Genomic DNA, 19,488 nt, shown 5'->3' with positions numbered 1-19,488 from the left:
TTATTGGGAGCGTACTTTTCCCGGTAGTATCCACGGATGTCGTCGGGCTTCAATTCGTCGAAAATGTCGCGGTAGCCGATGACCGTGTAACGGTACGGGCTGCGTGTGTACGCCGTCTCAAAAAGACGGCGGCCGGAGCGGCGCGCCGGATCGTCCTGTCCCATGTCCATTTCCCTGCGAATGACATCGAGCTCTTTCGCCAGCTCGTCCGGGGGCAGCGTGGCGTTTTGCATGATGTCACAGAGAATGTCGATCGCGACGCGCGCGCCGGTGTTTGGAACATTGATCCAGTAAACGGTGCGGTCGAACGACGTATAGGCGTTCATGTAACCTCCCGCCTCCTGCACCTCCTGATCGATGCGCGCGCCCGGCCGCGTTGCGGTGCCCTTGAACAACATGTGTTCAAGCACGTGCGAGAGGCCCGCCCCAAGCCAGCGCCCCTCGTGAATGCTCCCGGCCATGCACCAGGCCTGCGCCGAGACCACCGGCGCGCTATGGTCTTCGCGGACGATGATGGCCAGGCCGTTGTCCAGAGTTGTCAGTTGAGCGCCGGGCGGGCAGGCGGAAACGGCCCTGGTGCCTTTGCGGGCCGGAGCGCGTGAGCCGGAGACGATGTGAGGGTGCATAATCAAATGGGAGGCCGGTGAAAAACGAAAGGCGGCTCAGCTCCGGCGGGTCTCAGCCTGCGGAGCGTTGACCCGGGACGCGGGCAAAAAGGGTTTGCGAAATGCTTCGTGAAAATCATAGCCGTTCTTGAAATCATCGCGACTGTCATTCTCCGTTTTGGACAGCACTTTTGTCTCGACCATGTTGAAGACAATTTCGCCGAAGTGTTCGCAACTGCGGATGCCCCAGGTATCCAGCACTGTCATCGCCATCGGCCCGAACTGTTGCAGGGCGTAATCGCGGATGCCATTGAGCAGTTGCTGGCCGGTGACGTGGCGGACCTCCTCCTTCTTTGGCGCCTTGCCAACCATCTTCTGTGTGTGATCAAGCGCCTCGCGGACAAAAAAATAGGCCTCGCGCTGGAAACGCGCGTCTCCTGCCACTATTTGTTCAATCGCTTCCTCGAAACTGGGTGCTTGCATGTTATTCTGGGCCGGTCTGTTCAACAGGCCGCTCGGACGGTTGCGCGGTGCGCCAGGACTTGACAGCCCAGCCGACCAGCAGCAGCGACAGCACAACGCACAAGACCAGTTGTTCCTGTTTGGTCAACCGCAGCATCGCGTGCAATATAGGTTCAGCCGGCCGGGCTAACAACCGCGAATTTTGCTCAAGCAGCAACGACATTCACCAGCTTGTTCGCTACGACGACGACTTTTTTCACCGTCTTGTCCTTGAGGAACTGCTGCACCTTATCGCTGGAGAGGGCCACAGATTCGAGGTGTTCCCGGCTGGAGCCGACGGGGACCGTGATGACGTCGCGCAACTTGCCGTTTACCTGGACGGGGATTTCCAGCGTGTCTTCGGCGAGCAAGGCGGGATCAAATTCGGGCCACGGGGCGTAAGCCAGGGCTGAAGGATGAAGGCTGAAGGATGAGTGGAGCTTCGCCCAAAGTTCTTCCGCGATATGCGGCGCGAACGGCGCGAGCAATTGCAGAAAAGTTTTCAAGACGCTGAGCGGTCGCGTTTCCCACGTCATCGCGTCGTTCACGAAGACCATCATGCCCGAGATGGCCGTGTTGAAGCGCATCCCGTCGAGGTCTTCGGTGACCTTCTTGATGCAGGCGTGGAGCGTTTTGAGCTGAGCTGCCGTGGGTTGAATGTCTTTAATGCGCTTATCGAGCTTGATCAAGTTTAACAATTCTCCGCGCCCCTGCGCCTCTGCGGTTGTCTCGGCCTGCTCGAATTCTGTTTCACTCTGTTCGTCCACGAACAAGCGCCACACGCGGCCGAGGAAACGATACACGCCCTCGACGCCTCGAGTGTTCCACGGTTTGGTGTCCTGCAACGGGCCCATGAACATCTCGTAAAGCCGGAACGCGTCCGCGCCGTATTCCTTGAGGACGTCGTCCGGGTTTACCACGTTGCCGCGGGACTTGGACATTTTCTGCCCATCTTCGCCGAGGATGAGGCCCTGATTAACGAGTTTGAAAAACGGCTCGGGGGTCGAGACGTAGCCGAGGTCGAACAAAACCTTGTGCCAGAATCGCGCGTAGAGGAGGTGCAAGACGGCGTGCTCCGTGCCGCCGACGTAGAGGTCAACGCCGGGGGTTGTAGCGTCGGCGCTGCGCGCCGATTTGTCGGGCCGCAGGCCCGACGCTACACCCATCCAGTAACTTTCAGCTCCACGACCGACAAACGCGGCGGAATTTTTCGCGTCAAGATAACGGAGATAATACCAGCACGAGCCGGCCCATTGGGGCATGGTGTTCGTCTCGCGGGTCGAGCCGTCGGGCAGGTTGACCCAATCCTTCGCGCGGGTGAGCGGCGGTGCGCCGGTGGCGGTGGGTTTGTAGTCGCTCAACGCCGGCGGCAGGACGGGCAACGCGCTTTCCGGCAGTGCCTCGTGATACAGATTCCCACTGGCGTCGCGCTTCCAAACAATCGGAAACGGCTCGCCCCAGTAACGCTGTCGGCTGAAGAGCCAGTCGCGGAGTTTGTAATTGATCGTGCGCTTGCCGAGCCCTTTGGCTTCGAGCCAGTCGGTGATTTTCTTTTTGGCCTCGGCGGTGGGGAGGCCGTCGAGTGAAATCTCTGCGTTGTGCGAGTTGACTGAAATGCCGTCGCCGACAAATGCGTGCTGGCCAAAGTAAGCGTTGGTGGTTCGGTAAACGTCGCGAATCTCCTCAATCGGGTTGTCTTTGAAAGCTGAACTGACACGAGAACGAAGCCAGTCATCGGGCGGCAAGACTACATTCTGCGTCGTGATGTCGAATTTGAGCGCAAACTCCATATCGCGCTCGTCGTGTGAAGGAACAGCCATGATCGCGCCTGTGCCATACGAAGCCAAGACGTAGTCAGCGATCCAAATGGGAATTCGGTGCTGGTTCGGCCATAGCGGGTCGTTCGGGTCAATCACCGGATTGATGGCGTAGGCGCCGGTGAACACGCCGGTCTTTTCCTTCGCGAGTTCGGTACGTTCGAGATCGGATTTGCCGGCGGTGGAAGAGCGGTAGTCGGCGATCTGCTTCTTGAAGAAGTCGGGAAACCGGACGATGCGGCATACCGGCGGATTTGCGTTCGGAGCAATCAACAGGAGGTCAGCGTTTGCCCGACGTGCCGCCGCTATCGCTGTAGCCTTTGCCATGCAACCGATCTGACGGCCTTCCAAATCGAGGACTCGAACTTCGGTGTCAGTGATTCGTTCGTTGATTGTCGCATCCGGATGTGGCTTTGCGATGTCAGCGAGTTTGTCCACGAGTTTGTGCTCCGGCGACAGCACCATGTAGGTCGCGCCGAACAACGTATCGGGCCGCGTTGTAAAGACGGTAATTGTTTGGGCTTTTGCTTTTGGTTCAGGTGGAACGGGCGGCTCGCCCGTTGCGGTTGGCAACTTGCCAACCGCCTTGTCCGGCGAGTCGCCGAACAAAACAGGCCGGTGGCCTGTTCCACCCAAGTCATCAACGGCAACCTGGAATTGAACTTCCGCGCCTTCACTTCGACCAATCCAGTTTCGCTGCATTTCCTTGAGCGAATCGCTCCAGTCAATCGTGTCGAGGTCGCTCAGCAATCGCTCGGCGTAAGCGGTGATGCGGAGCATCCATTGGCGCATCGGCTTGCGCGTCACGGGATGGCCGCCGACTTCGCTCTTGCCGTCCACGACTTCCTCGTTGGCCAAGACCGTGCCGAGTTGTTCGCACCACCAGACGGGTTGCTCACTGACGTAGGCGAGACGTTTTGAATCGCGGTACTCGCGACGATCCTTTTCCGATTGCGTATTGAACTGTTCCTTAAATAGCCTCTTGAACTCCTCTTGTTCCTCTTTGGTGGGAGCCTGGCCAGGGTCGTACGTTAAGACGAGTTTCGACGCGTCCTCTATCAGCGTCATTTCTGCCGGATACTCCAGTGTTTCGATCGGTTCAGCCTTGTTCGTCTCCGGATTGAACCACGAGTTGTAGAGCTTGAGAAAAATCCACTGCGTCCACTTGAAATAATCCGGGTCGGTCGTGGCCAGTTCGCGCGACCAGTCGTAGCTGAAGCCGAGGCTTTGGATCTGGCGCTTGAAGGTGGCGATGTTTTGCTCGGTGGTCTGGCGCGGATGTTGGCCGGTCTTGACGGCGTATTGCTCGGCGGGCAGGCCGAACGCGTCCCAGCCCATCGGATGCAGGACATTGAACCCTTGCGCCCGGCGGTAGCGGGCGAGAATGTCGGTTGCGGTGTAGCCTTCCGGATGCCCGACGTGCAGCCCCGCGCCGGACGGGTAGGGGAACATGTCGAGGATGTAGAATTTCGGCGGCAATTGCGCGGCGCTGATCTTGCCGGAAATGCCATGGCGCTTTGCGAACGGATGGTCCGCAGGAATTTCCTCGCCCGGATTGAACGCGCGAAAACTTTGCTGCTCGTCCCAGGTCTTTTGCCACTTGGGTTCGATCAGGTGAAAAGGATATTGCCTGCGACTGCTCGACATAGCGGCGAAATATTGAGGAAACGACGCGGCAGGGCAATGGAAGAATTCCTGACTGCTGACCGACTCACTCAGGGAGTTCTGATGCGGCAGAAAAGCCGGTCACCCGCGGTGTCGATTGAAATCGCGATGTTGGTGGTGGTTGACTGCGCGGGTATGTTCGTCAACGTCTGCCAGTTCGGCGGCGAAAGCGCATCTGTGAATTCCACGGCGTAGGTCTGTTGGGCCCGGGCGTTGAACTGGAAGCTCATTTTGCCGGCTGCCGAATTCAGCGCGCTGATTTGTAGCGGCGATTGAGCGGGCGTGTATTCGATGAGCAGCGAAGGAGCGCCGCTTGCGCTTTCCCTCGACGAGAGGCGATGAGAAGTAAAAGGGGTTGCTTCGTCGGTGCAGACGAGTATCCAGCCAAGATTGGAATTGGTGTCGTCGAGCCAGGATTGGACGTCGGCGATCAGTGCGGACGTTGAAGGGAGGGGGTAACCACCGGGTCCGTCGATGAGCGCCGACGAACTGACGGTGGCAGCGTAATCCGTGTCAACCGCGGCGCCGGGGCTGCTCCAGAGATCATTCGGAAACGCGCGCGCGTCCCAGGTGGCTTCACCGTTCGTCGCGCCAAGCCCGCGGTTAAAACCGGTGCCGGTGCCTTCACCCCACGGTTGCAGGAGCCGATGCAACTCAAAGGTCGCGCTGACGGGCGTAAAGGGATTCACTTTGACGACGGTCAGGGTCAAGGTGGCCGAGGTGACGACGGCGCCGGGTGGAATTTGCTCGGCAATGTCGAATTTGAGGACCGCACGGTTTCTGAAACCGCTCGCGGTCGTTCCGCAGATCAGAGTCGCTTCCGCGCCGAGGTTGTTGGTGGGCGTGGTTTCAAACAGCGTCGTATCGGCGACGGGAGTGAGCGTCACTGAATTGGCCAGGGACACGGGATTCGCGGCGACGGCAAACGCAAACGACGTTGCCAACCCGAGAGATGAGGTAAATCGCGCGCCAACCACGTCCAGTTAAGACGGACCACCAACAAAATGGTTCCCTGAGGGAAATGAGCTTGAAATGACGTCGTTGTTGGGCCAATTGTCGCCGCGAAAAGAGCGGCCTTTTCCCGAAACCAGCCGCTTTCACAAACCCTTTTGGCGATGAAGCACTGGCGATTCTGTTTCCTTACCGGCGCGTTGGCAGCGGCGGCTGCCGGCCCGCTTTTTTTCACTTCATGTTCGACGCTGGATCGGACAGTCATCGAGCCGCCGCAGATCGAAGGCGCGCATTACGTCGGCAACAAGGTGTGCGCGGACTGCCACGCCGAGATCGCGCGCCAGTTTCCCGGAAGTCCACACGGCAGGTTTTACCGGGACGATTTGAAATGGGCGGGGACGGCCGGTTGCGAATCCTGTCACGGGCCGGGAAGCAAACACGTCGAAGCCGGCGGCGGACGCGCCAGGCTGATTGTCAATCCGGGCAAGGACCCGGCCGCGTGTTTTCAATGCCACCTTGAAACACACGCGGAATTCAACCTGCCACAGCATCATCCCGTCATTGAGAACCGGATGAACTGCGTGCAATGCCATGATCCGCACGGCAGCGACATCATGAAACCGCGCGGCGGCCTGGCGATGGCCCGGTTGAACGAATCGTGCAGTCAGTGTCATCGCGAACAGGCGAGGCCGTTTGTTTTCGAGCACGCCGCCATGCGCGAGGGTTGCGTTGCCTGTCACGCGCCGCACGGCTCGATCAACGCCAAGCTGTTGCTAGAACGCGACGCGAACCTTTGCCTGCGGTGCCACGCCCAGGTGCAAGCCATGTCCGGAAGCATCGCCATCGGAAAGTCAGATCACACGTTTTATATGCAGCTTGGCACTTGTTCCAGCGCGGGTTGTCACACAGCGGTGCATGGGTCAAACGTAAACCGCCTTTTGCTGTATTAGACAAAGCCGATCTTCGCATGGAGCATTTGAAATCAATCCAATCCAGCTCGACTACCGTCTGGGTTCTGCTTTTTGCCGTGGCCGTTCCATCCCTGGGCGCCAGTACGGATGTGGGCGAACTTCCGCCTCCCGCTGGTGTTTCCGTCGAATTCGACCGCGACGTGAAGTCAATTTTCGAAAGCTCCTGTTTCCGTTGCCACGGGCCCGAGCATCCGAAGTCCAGGTTTCGTCTGGATAATCGCGAGTCCGCGTTGGAAGGCGGTGAGAACAATCACGATGACATCGTTCCCGGCAACAGCGCCCAAAGCAAATTGATTCAATACGTGGCCCGCCTCGTTGAGGACAAGGAGATGCCGCCCGCGGGCAAGGGCGATCCATTGACGACGAACCAGATTGGATTATTGCGCGCCTGGATTGATCAAGGGGCGGCATGGCCGAAGGGCGCCGAGACTGCCCGACGTGAAACCCGGATGTCTGTCACGCCGGTCGTACAATGGATCCATGTGACTGGTAACAAACAGAAGTTTAGGGAGGACTGGTCGCAAAAGGAAGGCTTCACGTCCGGTTACGAACGCTTCGAGATGACAGAGCCGGTCGGCAAGGACGCGGAATTGAAAGTCGAAGGTCGGGCGCTGTTTCCACAGGAGGACTACCGCATCGCGCTCACATTGGCCAGGCCCGATCTTGGCTTCGTCCGCGCCGGCTTTGACACGTATCGCAAGTATTTCAACGATGCCGGCGGCTCTTTTTCCAATCAACCGCCACCGACGCTCAACCGCGACCTGTATGTGAACAACGGCAAGGCGTGGTTTGACCTGGGATTGACTCTGCCCAACTGGCCGAAATTGGTTTTGGGTTACGAATATCAGTTCAGGGATGGCAACGAATCCACGTTGCAATGGGGTCTCAACACGAACGGGACTTTCAAGGCCGTTTATCCCGGCTACAAGGATCTCAACGAGCACGCGCATATCTTCAAACTGGGCTTGAACCATGAGGTCGCCGGGGTTTCGCTGGAGGATAATTTTCGCGCGGAGATTTACGATTTGAAAACGACGCGAATCAGCCAGGGCGACGCATATTTTTTCAACCCGAACAGCATTGGAATCTACAAAGAGACCTACCGTCATTTCGACGCCGCGAATGCGTTCCGCGTTGAAAAGCCGGTGGCCGAATGGCTCCTTGTATCCGCCGGCTATCTTTACTCGCGACTTAACGGCGACGGTTCGATCAGCCAGGTGTTTGACTCGGTCGCGACGCCGGGAGCGTTGCAGGCCGGTGACAGCAGCCAGAGCATCACGCTGAGCCAGGAATCGCACACGATCAACGGCAACGTCCGATTGGGGCCGTGGCAGGGTTTGACCGCAGCGGCGGGCGCCCAGGCTGAATGGCAGCGGCGCAACGGATTCAGTCAGGCCGATTTGCGCATTCCACTGCCAGGTTCTCTCGCGAATCCATTCTCGGGTCTGTCGGACACAGATCGTTCGGCCGTGGATGAGACGTTCGAGGTGCGCTACGACCGGATTCCTTTCACCGTTCTTTATGGCGATGCCCGCCTCCAGCAGGAAAGGATCGATTATTACGAGAACGGCTTCGTTGACGACGGTTTCGGTGACAGTCGCGATTTCGTACGCGACACGAATGCCAGGGGGGATCTGAAGCAATACCGCGCAGGGTTCACCATTTCTCCGTGGCCGCGCGTTTCGCTCGACGCCAGTTTCACGCACCACGACAAGCGAACGGACTACGACAACCGCAGCGACATCGATGGTTCGCAGCCGCCGTTTTTCTTCCCGGGCAACGGCTATCCCGCGTTCATGTTATCGCGTGACATCAAGAACGACAGCGTGACGGCCAGGCTGGTGCTTCGTCCGGCGACGTGGCTGAAGACAACGCTGAAGTACGAAGTCACGGCCACCGATTATCACACCTCGACAGAGTCGAGCACGAACGTCAGTTTGGGGGCGTTTTTTCCAGGCGGCGAAATCCTTGCGGGAAACGAGGACGCGCACGTTTACAGCATCAACACGACCCTGACGCCGTGGCGGCGGTTGAATCTTTCCACGACGTTCTCTTATTCGCAATCGCGACTGTTGACCGGCGTAAATGACGGGGCAGTCGTTGTACCGTATCGCGGCGACATCTACAGCGTGCTCTCCACCGCAACATTCATAGTCAGCAGATCGACCGACTTTCACGCGAGTTATTCCTTCTCTCGCGCCGATTATCGGCAAAACAATGAGGCGAGCGGCCTGCCCCTGGGGATCGGGTATGACCGCCACGCGGTGACGGCGGGCGTGACGCGGCGGTTGTTGAAAAATATGACCGCAAACGTCCAATACGGTTATTTCCGTTACGACGAGCCCACTTCGGCCGGCGCGAACAACTATCGGGCGCACGCCGTCATGGCTTCACTGAACATCAATCTGCCGTGATTCATCACGTCAAAAGGTCCGCATGACTCGAGGCGGAGATGAAGGTTTCCGGGAACAAAGCGGAGATGCGTGTGTCTCACGAGTATGAAACCGGTATCTTATGGTTCATAGGGTCAAGGGTCTTGGTGAGCGCGACCAGCCATTCGCAGATCTGAATTCAGATTTGTCCAGGCGTCATTTCATCGGGCATTTTGTCGTGGGAACCGCGGTGTCGACCTTTGTGGGCAAGGGTTGGCTTGCCACCCTGGTGGCGGATTGCCAGCCGGCCGCGCCGGGAGCGGGCATTTTGCGCGTGCGGGTGGGGGATTTTCCAGCGTTACAGAACACCAACGGCTCGGTTCGATTGGCGCTGAATCCGTTCACCACGAACGGGCCAAGCGGCGCCTTTTATCCGGTGTTGGTCAATCGCGGAGCCGCGGATCAATTTTTTGCACTGAGCACCCGCTGTCAGCATCTTGGTTGCGTTGTTCCGACGTTCAACGCCTCAATAGGCGCGAGTTTATGCCCGTGTCACGGTTCCCGGTACGCGATCGACGGAAGCGTGGTGGCGGGACCGACGACCAAGCCGTTAATCTCGTATGCCAACAGCTTCGACGGCACGATTCTTTGCATTGAGATTCCGGGACTGGGCTACTCGGTGACCGGAACCGCTGTCCAGGGCACGGTTGGTCCGCGCTTTCAATTGCAGTTCCCCACCAAATCCGGGGTGAAATATCGCGTGGTGTTGCGGCAGTCCTTCACGGATCCCGGCACGACCGTTTTGTTCGCGACGACCAGTGGCGGGGCGGCAACTTCATCAGTGTTGACCGGCAATGGCTCCACCGGCACAGCGTTTGTGGACCGCGCGACCGATGCCGGCTTCTACTCGATCGTGGTTCAAGTGACACAGGCATAGCCGCAGATTAAAAACACGCTGCGACTGGATTATTTCTCGTTTTGCGGCAACTTCATGCGTGGACAGATGAAACGCGATCTTGTTGCAGAGGAAAAGGTTCACCGGAACCAAGGGTCCTTGCAATCATCTTACCAGCATGAAATTGAAGATCGAAAAACATGATTTGAAATGGTTTTTGTTGTCAGTGATATTGGCCGGACCGTTCGATTTATCCGCAACCACGAACACGGTTAATTTTGGGAGCTTCTTTTTTACCCCCAACAATCTTACGATCAACGTCGGCGACACGGTCGTTTGGCAGGGCAACACACCATTCGCTTCGCATACGATAACGGGAACCGGCGCAGATCCCATTTGCGGCAGCGGCACCGTGGTGAGTTGCTCACACACGTTTAATGTTCCGGGATCATATCCTTATGAATGCATTTTACTGGGTCACGCTGCGGCCGGAATGACCGGCATGGTGGTGGTCGTGTCCACTTCCAATTTGCCGCCGGTGGTTGCCATTGACAGTCCGGTCGAAGGCGCGGTCTTTGCCGCGCCGGCTGACGTCGCGGTACAGGCCGGCGCGTCCGACGCCGGCGAAAGCATTTCGGACGTTCAGTTTTTCGCGAACGACAATCCGGTGGGGGCCGCCTCAACCAGTCCGTTCAGTATCACCGCGAGTAATCTGACCGCCGGCAGGTATTCCCTCACGGCCGTGGCCACCGACAGTGGAGGCCTGTCGAAAACGTCCGCGCCGGTCAATATTTCGGTGGTGACGCCGGTCGATGTGACGCTTTCCTCGCCGCAGGTTACCAACGGCCAGTTTCAGTTTACCTACACCGCGAACCCGGGATTGAATTATGTCGTCCAGAACTCTCCCGACCTGACGAACTGGACTTCACTTGCGACCAACACCGCCTCCGTGAGCAATGAGCTTTACGGTGAGGCGTTCGATGTGAATTTTCTGCGGTTCTATCGTGTCGGCCGGCTGCCCAACCCGTGACGCGGGAATTCCTTCACGCAGAATTGCGGGTCGGGGTCATCCTTCCTGAAGCGCCTCATTCCGCGTGAATTGGCGTGACTCCGCTTTGGTGTCGTTCAGTATGCGGCATGGTCATTCTGTTCATCGCGACGTGGAACGCGCACAAAGCCCAGGAAATCCGGGGGATTCTCGGCGGGCGCTTTCAATGCCTCACGCTGAACAACTTTCCAAACGCACCGAGAACCATCGAAGACGCTTCGACATTCGCCGGCAACGCGACAAAAAAGTCGGTGGAATTCGCGTGCTGGCTGGCGCGCAGCTCGAACAGCGATTTCGGAGCAGAAGCCATGGAGCCTTACGTTTTGGCGGATGACTCCGGGTTGGAGGTGGACGCGCTCAACGGGGCGCCGGGTGTCCATTCAGCGCGTTTTGCCGCGCTTGGCGAAGGGATGACGACTGCCCCGCACGCGGGCGGGTCGATGGATAACGCGGCGGACGCGGCCAACAACGCCAAGCTGCTTCGCCTGTTGCAGGACGTTCCGTTGGGGAAAAGAACCGCGCGTTTTCGTTGTGTGCTTGCACTGACCCCGGTTTTGCCGGAAGCGCCCGAGGGCGCTTCGCCCGTCTGCGACGCCAACGCGTCCGAGCTTCAAACCGAATTGTTCGAAGGCGTATGTGAAGGGCACATCGGCTCCGCTCCTCAGGGGCAGGGCGGGTTCGGGTACGATCCTCTTTTTGTTCCGGATGGGTATGAAGAATCGTTTGCGGTGCTGGGCAAGGACGTGAAGAACCGGTTGAGCCATCGCGCGCGCGCGCTGGCGAGGCTGCGTGACCGGCTGCTGAAATAACCGCAGGGTTTGAGGCGCCCGGTAAGGTTTTGAATCCGGTCTTCGATTTCTCACGGTGAATTCCCCGGAAGATAATTGCGGATGAACTGTTCGTCTCCGCTGCCGGCCAGAACGTAAATGTTGTCGCCCCCGTTCCAGCTGGCGGCGCTCAGCTTTTCAATTCGAACGAACTGCGGCTCAGCGGTGGAAGGGGCGTCGGGGAGATCGGACCGTTTTGCAACAAACAGATACAGATCGTTGTGGTTGCCGAGGTCGAAACAGACCATGGAAACGGTTTTATTCTGCCATCGCAAAACCGCGCACCCGTCTCCCGGGAGCTTTTTCAAGGCGGGAGGCAGAGTGTAGTCGGCATGACCATGGTGCTCCGCGAGATAAGTGCGAATTTCGCCCAGGTTGGTGGTGGTCAGATCCATGGCATAGCCGCGCTGGGCTGAACGCACGACGCGATCGCGGAACGCAGCAAAACTTTTGTCCTCGCGCGGTTCCGGGCGAAAATAAATCAGGGCCGCCACCAATACAACGGCTGCCGCGGCAGCGAGGGCGCGGTACACAGGACGCTGCCACCATACAATTACCAATACACGTCCATACCCGGCTAGAATTGTCTCCTTCAAGTCAACAGGCACCGGCAGTTGTTTGAGCCGATTGCGGACGGCAGTCTGAAAGGCGCAATGCTGATCGAACCAGCGGCCGAGGTGCGGGTCGCGTCTGGCTTGCTCGAGGGCCGCGTCCACATCCGCGTCGGTCGCGTCCGCCACGCCGGGGCGGTACCGCATCAGAATGTCCTTTGCTTGCTGGCTATCCATGTGTCCGCGTTTTCGGCGCGTCGCCGGGAGGTTCGTTATGGGTCAAAATCTGCTGAAGCTGGGCGATGCCGCGCGAAATCCGCGATTTCACCGTCCCCAGCGGCACACCCAGAATATCCGCGATTTCCTTGTAGGAATGGTCTTCCAGGTAAAAGAGGGCGACGGGAGCCTGGAAGGTTTCGTCAAGCTGCGCGAGTGATTGCAACACGGCCCCCGAATCCAATTCGTTTATCGTCGCCGGCGCCACGTTTGGCAGATCTTGATCCACCGCGCTCAGTTCAAAATGAGGAAAGCGGACCTGTCGGCGTTTCTTTTCGAGAAACTCGTGATACAGGGTCGTGAACAGCCAGGTTTTGACCTTCGAACGGTCGCGAAGTTGATGGCCCTTTCGCGCCCACGCGTAAAAGGTCTGCTGGGTCAGGTCACGCGCGTCGTCCTCGTTTCGGGCCAGGCTGAAGGCGAATTGATACAGCGTGGAATAATACTGATTCACAAGGAGTTCAAATTCCTGGTGGGCAGTCATTCGACTGTCGTTGTCATTATGAGCCATCGCTGCGCGAATTGTTCCCGTAAATCGCAGGACCGGAAAAACGCGCCTCAATTTGACGCGGTGGAGCGTCGGGAGCGAGCGGGAAAACTGTGCGCCGAACGGGAACCTATCCTCCGGTCGTTCATCTTATCGCTTCATCGGCAAGCTGACGGTCGCCTGTGTTCAGGGCCTTTCTGATAACCGATGGCCCGTCGTCCGAAAACTCTCACCGCGTGGATCCGATCCTCAACCTTTCCAAGGCGAAACCTCCGATGAACCGGCTATGGCCTCGCCGCCGGGTCGAAATCGGCGGGCTTCAGGCCGCGCTTGAATTTGCCGAAACCAAAAAAGTTCGGGTGATACTCGCCAACCGGAGCCACGTTGCTGGTCGGCGAGATTCTGTCTTCCAGACCGAGCTCCCAGTATATCGCATTGGTAAAAAGACGCCGCAGCCCATCGTTTTCAAGATCAACGGCCGCTCCGATGGTGGTGCAAACGATGCGCGAGGTTTTGCCGGTTTCCCAGGTGTAGTTACGCGTCCAGATGATCGGCATCATCGGGTTGTTCTTGGGTCCGTCCACCGGTCTATCGGTCGGTTTCATGCCTTCAAGGACCTGGCCGTAAACGAGCACCTGGGCGCCTTTCGGCAGATGGGCGATGCCGTAAACATCCGTCGGACCCCAGATGTCCGCGACCCCTTTTAATATCGGGTGATCCTTGAAATATTCGTTGATGACGCCCCGGGTGCTTTCCTGTCCGTGATTTCCGTGATGACTCACCCACGTCTCGCCCAAAACCTGCTGACCGAATCCGCCGGGCCATTCCTTGCTTTGCCAGTCGAACTTTGTGTAAGGGCTGCGCTTGTTGCGGCTGTAGGCGAAGGCATGCGTCGAAGTGCGAACCGCCAGGATCGGTTTTCCGGACTCGCAGTAATCCACAAAATACTTCATCTGATCGTCCGGCAGTTCACGGAAGCGCAATTGCATAACGACCAGGTCGGCAGACTTGAGCGCATCCATGCCCACGATGTTGGTCTGATTATTCGGATCAATCGTGCCATCGGCCGGGTTGATCGCAAAAAGAACCGTGCATTTGAAGCCATGGCGTTCGGCCAGCATCCTGCCAAGCATCGGCATTCCCTCCTCTGAGCGGTATTCCTCGTCCCCGGTGATGAAAACGATGTGTTTGCCATGCCCCGGACCGTCCTTGCCCTCGTAAACAACCCGGTCTTCCGCCCCGGCGGCGAGACCAAACGTCAGCGCCGTGAAAGCCATCACGCATAATACAAGTTTCATATCGATTTCTTCCGGTAGATTTGTGCTGGCCAGATTCATACCTCACGACCCTGAAAAGGACAACGAGAAGTATTTTTGCCGTTCGCGAACTTGACGGCTGGTGTGGCGAAGAACATTGTGTGTCCGTTCGTCTGAAACAAAACTTTATCACAGGATTGCTATGGCCCACGTTGTCACGGACAAATGTCAGCGTTGCAAATTCACCGATTGTGTCGAAGTCTGCCCCGTCGCTTGCTTTTACGAACTTGACCAACAACTGGTCATTCACCCGGACGACTGCATCGACTGCACTGCATGCGTCGAGGTCTGCCCGGTCGAGGCAATCTATGCGGACGGGGCAGTGCCGGCGGAATTTCAGGCCGGCATTGAATTCAACGCCGCCGAAGCCCGGCGCGTGAAGGATTCCGGCCAGGAGGCCATCGCAGCCAAGAAGGACCCTCTGCCCACCGCTCAGCAGCGCAAGGCCGAACTGGGTTATTAGACGGCGGGCGCGGTTCGAGCGACGCGGCGCGACAACCACGTTCTTTTGTCATCCGTTGCCGATTCGTGTAACGTTGGCGATGCGCTCGCCGACTTCCTGCTTCTGCAAACGGCCCTTGCGGTCATACAACTCCTCCACCCTGCCAACAAAAGTCAATCGCCGACGATTCCTCGCAGCAATGGCGCTCGCGTCGCTGGCCACCGGTGTATCGTGTCGCTCGCCGATGCGTGCGCGGCAGAACCGGAGCGGCCGGCTGGCGAGGTTGTTTTTCCTCTCGCAAGGCCGGACAGGGCTGATCAATGCCGACGGCACGGGCCTTCGCTATCTTGAGTTCGATGTTCCTGACCAGGTCACCTGGCAGCCCGCCGATTTTTTCTCCGACGGTCAGCGCGTTCTGTTTCTCAGCATGGAGCCTCGCCGCGACGGCCCGGGCCGCCCTTTCGAGGAGTATTACACACAAACGCCGACGCACCTCTGGATTTACGATCTGAACTCAAGTTCGTTGAAAGAGGTCGCCACCCGCGAACGGATGGCGCCGTTTTATGCGCCCCAACTTTTGTTGAATGACGAACGCATGCTCGTGCAGGTCGTCCGAAACAAGGTTGGTCAGAGCTTCAGCATGAACCTCGACGGCACGGACGCACGCGAGTTTACCCGCGCGGGGGAAGGTTTGCCGTATGGCCTCAGTCTCAGTCCGGATAAGCTCCGCGTCGCCTATCATCTGGCGAGTTCTGCTGGCTACCAGATTTGGACCAGCGACGTCAGTGGCGCTCAGAGAATCAGCATCGCCTCTCGGCCCGGGCATCTTTACTTTGGTCCGGCCTGGTCGCCCGCTGGCGACTGGCTCGCCTATCAGGATTGCCAGCCCGGGACCGACCCGGGCCACGACTGGTCGGACATTTGCGTGAGCCGGCCTGACGGTTCCGAGTCGCGCGTGTTAACCCAGGAGGGTTCCATGTGGTTCGGGGCAACCTACGGCAGCGCCAAGAATCATGGCGGTGGCTCCAACCTCGTCGCGTGGACTCGTGAGAACACGATCCTCTTTCCGCGGCGTTTGCACGGCTCGAAGGTCCCGTGGGAGTTTCAGCCACAACGGCCCGACATCGACCATTTCAACCGCGATTACAAGCCTGAGCTTGCGCGCGGCGGCACGGAAATCTGCCGACTCGATCCGCGCGATAACTCGATCACGCCCCTCACGCATTCTGCTCCACCCGTCTGGGACTTTCGAGCGAGCGAATCGCCAGACGGCCGATGGATTGCTTTTTGCCGCGCAGCCACCGGCAGCGTGCCAGCGGTTTGGGTGATGGCTGCGGATGGGAAACACCCGCGTCTGCTCACGAAGGGATTGCACGATCGGGGTGTCGATCACCCGCGCTGGCTACCTGCCGCAGCCGGGTGAAACCCGCCATGCCAACTGTCGGGCGACAGATAATGATCGAGCCTGATGGGAAGGCGCGAAAGAAGAACGCCTCCAACAGATCATCGAATTGGCTGCTTCACGGCAGCTCCTGAAATCCGTCAAGGACGATGAGTTCCCGTGTGTTGTCACCGCGCAAAGGCTTGTCATCCTTCAAATCCTCGCAGTGGCCGCACGTGCATCTGAACCGGGCAAGCCCGGCAAATTTGGCCGGCAAAACTTTCACCCGACTCATGGTTGCTCCGCACACCGGGCACTTCAACGAATCGCTATTCATGGGCCCAAAAACCGCATGTACCATGCCCGAGGTTGTCGGAACGGGTGTGCGTCTGGATGCACGGGGTCAAATTTCCAACCGCCGCCGGTCTCCGGAATCCCTCCCTCGCCGCGTGCGGCCGGCATTTGAAGTGATTTCCTCGAACTTCAATACACAACCGATAGTTCGCGTGGTCTCGCGTCGTTGGTGAAACGAACCCACAGCAACTGCGGGGTGGGGGAGTAATCGAAGCTATCGAGCGCGCTCCCGTCGAGCGTGACCGCACGGGGCGCTTTGGGTGAACGAAGCAGAACAATGGCAGGGGTGCGGGCGATGCCTTCCACCTCCAGTGAGATCTGTTTCGCATTCTGTTTGAGGGGCAGCGCTCTGCACGCGGATGCAAGCAACCGGGATTCGTGACCGTGGAAGGCGTCGAGATCGAGAAGGAAAAAGCGCGATCCGGGAACGAGAGTTATCGATTCCTGAACGCGCAACTCAGGATCGAACAGGTTCACAAACCGGCCTGAAATCAATTTCGGCTCACTCGAGATAGACTCGTCGAGACCCGCCGCTATTATGTACGGCCCGCGTCGAAGCAGCAGATGACCGGTTTCGCGCCATTTCAATTTCGCGCTGATGGCTGCCTGTTTGACAATCCGGATGATTTCCGCGTCGCCGTCTGCGCTGGCCGCCAGTGTCGCCGGGTTCTCGCGCGCCCAGATCACGCCACCTTTGCCGACTTTTATCGTTTCCGGCGTCCCCTCCATTTTGGACTGGTTTTCTTTCAAGCCGAGTTTTTCAAACAGGTGTTCTCGCGGAGTGGCGTACCGGATCGCGCCGCTGTTCCACCACTCGCGAACCTTGTTGTAGGGATCCGTATCGTCGTCACATATCACCAGAACGCCGCCATGTTTGACCCACTCGGCCAGTGGCGCATGAACGGCCGCGTCGAGGGGTTTCATGCCGTGATACGTGAGCAGCAGGACATGAAATCCGTCCAGGTAATGCGGTATGGTGACGTTTTCAAGTTGGACAGGCGTGATGGGCATTCCGCGTTTGAGCAGCGGCAGCGCCATGCCATAAACATGGCTCATGTGCTCGTCGCTGGAAGCGGGATCACTGCGTTCGAACATCAGAGAATCACTCACCAACACGCCGATTCCGCCGGTGCCGCAGTCCCACTCCACGCGCTGCTGATTTAGGTCGTCCAGCGCGTTGAACACGGTCTGTAATTCCGTGGCATAAGCCGCCGGGATTTGTTGTCGGTCGGGGCTTCTCCTTGGGTAACGACCGTTGAAAATACGTTCAGGCCAGGGCGCGACTTCATAACGCCAGACGGCGGGTTGGAACAGCGACGCCACCAGCGTGGACTCCCAGTTCGTCCGGTAATCGTTCCAGTCGTGGTTGGGGTTGTCTTCGATTGGATCATTCAAATACCAGACTCGTCGGCCGGTTGCGCGGACTAGATTCTGCATGGCGCCGTATTCAAGAAACGCAGTCTCAAATGTTCGCTCGCGCAGCCGGCCGCGAAACAGGTTGGGTGTGCGCGCCGTGCCGGTCCAGACCTGAGCAATGTATCCGTCGCAACCGTCAAGCCGGGCGAGGCTCGATTCGGGGCTCACGATATGCCAGTGCGCATAATTCAGCAGGCTGTGCGTCGGGACATAACAGCGGACGCGGCGGCCGGTCCGTTGATTGTAGTCGTGAATGTAGTCGAACACCTGCTGCAGAGCCCTGCGGTACAGATAGTATTTCAGTTTCGACGCGCGCCATTGGGCGTCCACCGAACCATGCGGCGGCTGCCAGTCTTCCTGGTAATAGCTTTTCCATTCCCGCTTGAACCCCTCCGAATAACCGGCCCGCACCCAGAACTCCGGCTCTTCGAGATGGATCGCCTCGGCCCCGGCATCAAGCGCCCGCTGAACTCCCACGCACAGAAAGCGGCCGTAGTTCGTCCCGGGACACATATAGTACACGTCACCGCCGTGGCTGATCTTCTTTCCGTTGCGATCCGTCTGGGCTTCGTCCTCATGGTTCTGATGGTCGAACCGTCCGTAGAGATAATCCTGGTATTGCCCCCAGGAAACGCCCGTCATCACGTGGATGCGGTACCCGTGATCACGCCAGGTATGGATGCGTTCGGGCAGTTTGTCGTCGATGCCATAAACGATGGCCACGTCAGATCGAAGGTCCGTGGTGTCGTTGTAGGGCCGCGAGGTTTGAAAGCAGGTCCGCTCAAGGCGCTGACCGGGATCCTGCGCAAAGGAAAATGCCGCGCCTGCGCCAGGCAGGGAGGCGCAGAGTAATAACTGAACAACCGGAATGCGTGTCAAGTTATCCATCGCAGTTGGATGACTTCGGCCCCGCAAACATTCAAGCGATCTCCTGCCCCCGTTTTAGAACATATTCGCTCAGGGCGCTTCAACGACGTAATAAATCGTTTTGGGCTGAAGCAGAATCCGGTCGCCGTGCCCTGCCGGACCAACCGGCATTCCATTGGCGTCGAGCGCGACGACCTTGAGCTGGGCGGCGTCCTCGCGACGGAAGCGTACCTCGCCACTCAGTTCTTTCACCTGCCAGGGATCGTGCCCAATATCAACTATCCGTTGCACACCCCCGGCGACCGCCTCGGTTTCCCAACCGCTGTTGCGTTCCTCGGACATCGCCTGGAGCAGAATGCGCCGTGAACTTGCAAGAGGTTTGCCGTCCAACGCAACCGTGATAATGCTCACGAGGTCGAGGTCGGAGCGGATAATAACGTCGCGCAACGAAACCTCGCCAGTGTTCTTCAGATTGCCGCTGATTCCCTGGGCAGCGGGAGCGTTGATTGTAAGCAAGCCCCGACCGTAATCCAGTTTGAGCTCGCCGCTCGAGCTCCTCACGATTTGTCGGCCGCGATCCACGAATGGTTTGAGATCCGTCAATGTGACCGAGGGCGCGTCGTTGACGAATTCCACCCGTGTGCACCCGGCGTAATAAATGAGCGGATCAATAATCTGCCCCGGCTTTACTTTCGTCCCCTCCGGCACATCTTTGGCGCGGAGTTCATCGAAGGATGCGTCTTGGG

18 protein-coding genes are annotated in these 19,488 nt (G+C 58.4%); 7 read left to right on the top strand and 11 right to left on the bottom strand.

Translation table 11 applies throughout. The annotated features are described in order from the left end of the window. The 5 genes from VN887_07750 to VN887_07730 form a co-directional block, all read right to left on the bottom strand. A partial coding sequence (locus VN887_07750; GenBank protein HXT39900.1) for a pitrilysin family protein occupies positions 1–626 on the bottom strand: 626 nt, incomplete at its 3' end. A 36-nt stretch (positions 627–662) separates the two neighbouring features. Beyond that, the gene (locus VN887_07745) at positions 663–1,088 is read right to left on the bottom strand and encodes a Minf_1886 family protein (GenBank protein ID HXT39899.1); all 426 of its coding nucleotides are present in this window, start codon (positions 1,086–1,088) and stop codon (positions 663–665) included. Between the two features lies 1 nt (position 1,089). After that, on the bottom strand, positions 1,090–1,224 hold the full coding sequence (locus tag VN887_07740; protein ID HXT39898.1) for a hypothetical protein: 135 nt from the start codon (positions 1,222–1,224) through the stop codon (positions 1,090–1,092). Positions 1,225–1,273: 49 nt separating this feature from the next. Then, positions 1,274–4,570: a class I tRNA ligase family protein gene (locus VN887_07735; GenBank protein HXT39897.1), complete on the bottom strand. Its 3,297-nt coding sequence runs from the start codon at positions 4,568–4,570 to the stop codon at positions 1,274–1,276. A 68-nt stretch (positions 4,571–4,638) separates the two neighbouring features. Next, positions 4,639–5,532: a DNRLRE domain-containing protein gene (locus VN887_07730; GenBank protein ID HXT39896.1), complete on the bottom strand. Its 894-nt coding sequence runs from the start codon at positions 5,530–5,532 to the stop codon at positions 4,639–4,641. Positions 5,533–5,703: 171 nt separating this feature from the next. Here VN887_07730 and VN887_07725 point away from each other — a divergent pair, with 171 nt between their 5' ends. From VN887_07725 to VN887_07705, 5 genes are all read left to right on the top strand, one after another. Further along, a complete protein-coding gene (locus VN887_07725; protein HXT39895.1) occupies positions 5,704–6,489 on the top strand; it encodes a cytochrome c3 family protein in 786 nt (261 codons plus the stop codon). A 161-nt stretch (positions 6,490–6,650) separates the two neighbouring features. Further along, the gene (locus tag VN887_07720) at positions 6,651–8,924 is read left to right on the top strand and encodes a c-type cytochrome domain-containing protein (protein ID HXT39894.1); all 2,274 of its coding nucleotides are present in this window, start codon (positions 6,651–6,653) and stop codon (positions 8,922–8,924) included. A 100-nt stretch (positions 8,925–9,024) separates the two neighbouring features. After that, a complete protein-coding gene (locus tag VN887_07715) occupies positions 9,025–9,819 on the top strand; it encodes a Rieske 2Fe-2S domain-containing protein (protein ID HXT39893.1) in 795 nt (264 codons plus the stop codon). A 136-nt stretch (positions 9,820–9,955) separates the two neighbouring features. After that, positions 9,956–10,807 carry an Ig-like domain-containing protein gene (locus VN887_07710; protein HXT39892.1) on the top strand — a complete coding sequence of 284 codons (852 nt, stop codon included), beginning with the start codon at positions 9,956–9,958 and terminating at the stop codon, positions 10,805–10,807. A 107-nt stretch (positions 10,808–10,914) separates the two neighbouring features. Continuing rightward, positions 10,915–11,634 carry a non-canonical purine NTP pyrophosphatase gene (locus VN887_07705; GenBank protein HXT39891.1) on the top strand — a complete coding sequence of 240 codons (720 nt, stop codon included), beginning with the start codon at positions 10,915–10,917 and terminating at the stop codon, positions 11,632–11,634. A 50-nt stretch (positions 11,635–11,684) separates the two neighbouring features. Here VN887_07705 and VN887_07700 read toward each other — a convergent pair whose 3' ends face one another. The 3 genes from VN887_07700 to VN887_07690 form a co-directional block, all read right to left on the bottom strand. Then, the gene (locus VN887_07700; protein ID HXT39890.1) at positions 11,685–12,440 is read right to left on the bottom strand and encodes a hypothetical protein; all 756 of its coding nucleotides are present in this window, start codon (positions 12,438–12,440) and stop codon (positions 11,685–11,687) included. Continuing rightward, positions 12,433–12,963 carry an RNA polymerase sigma factor gene (locus VN887_07695; protein ID HXT39889.1) on the bottom strand — a complete coding sequence of 177 codons (531 nt, stop codon included), beginning with the start codon at positions 12,961–12,963 and terminating at the stop codon, positions 12,433–12,435. The genes VN887_07700 and VN887_07695 overlap by 8 nt, the downstream gene beginning before the upstream one ends. A 287-nt stretch (positions 12,964–13,250) precedes the next feature. After that, positions 13,251–14,264 (bottom strand): ThuA domain-containing protein, encoded by a 1,014-nt coding sequence (locus VN887_07690; GenBank protein ID HXT39888.1) that lies wholly within the window; start codon positions 14,262–14,264, stop codon positions 13,251–13,253. 160 nt (positions 14,265–14,424) lie between these two features. On the opposite strand from VN887_07690, the gene VN887_07685 reads away from it, so the two are divergent. Together VN887_07685 and VN887_07680 are read left to right on the top strand one after the other, a co-directional pair. Beyond that, positions 14,425–14,745, top strand: a complete 321-nt coding sequence (locus tag VN887_07685) for a ferredoxin family protein (GenBank protein HXT39887.1) — start codon at positions 14,425–14,427, stop codon at positions 14,743–14,745. A 178-nt stretch (positions 14,746–14,923) separates the two neighbouring features. Beyond that, complete coding sequence (locus VN887_07680) at positions 14,924–16,147, top strand: serine/threonine protein kinase (protein HXT39886.1); 1,224 nt, start codon at positions 14,924–14,926, stop codon at positions 16,145–16,147. Positions 16,148–16,244: 97 nt separating this feature from the next. On the opposite strand, the gene VN887_07675 is transcribed toward VN887_07680, so the two are convergent. The 3 genes from VN887_07675 to VN887_07665 all read right to left on the bottom strand — a co-directional run. Next, on the bottom strand, positions 16,245–16,400 hold the full coding sequence (locus VN887_07675) for a hypothetical protein (GenBank protein ID HXT39885.1): 156 nt from the start codon (positions 16,398–16,400) through the stop codon (positions 16,245–16,247). A gap of 188 nt (positions 16,401–16,588) precedes the next feature. After that, positions 16,589–18,763, bottom strand: a complete 2,175-nt coding sequence (locus VN887_07670) for a hypothetical protein (GenBank protein ID HXT39884.1) — start codon at positions 18,761–18,763, stop codon at positions 16,589–16,591. A 69-nt stretch (positions 18,764–18,832) separates the two neighbouring features. Beyond that, positions 18,833–19,488, bottom strand: a 656-nt coding sequence (locus VN887_07665) for a hypothetical protein (GenBank protein ID HXT39883.1), incomplete at its 5' end; no start/stop codon positions are given.

The sequence above is a fragment of the Candidatus Angelobacter sp. genome, assembly GCA_035607015.1.
In the GTDB taxonomy this organism is placed as follows: Bacteria; Verrucomicrobiota; Verrucomicrobiia; order Limisphaerales; family AV2; genus AV2.
Note: the sequence above shows the minus strand (reverse complement) of the source record. Positions and strands in the feature narration are given on the sequence as shown.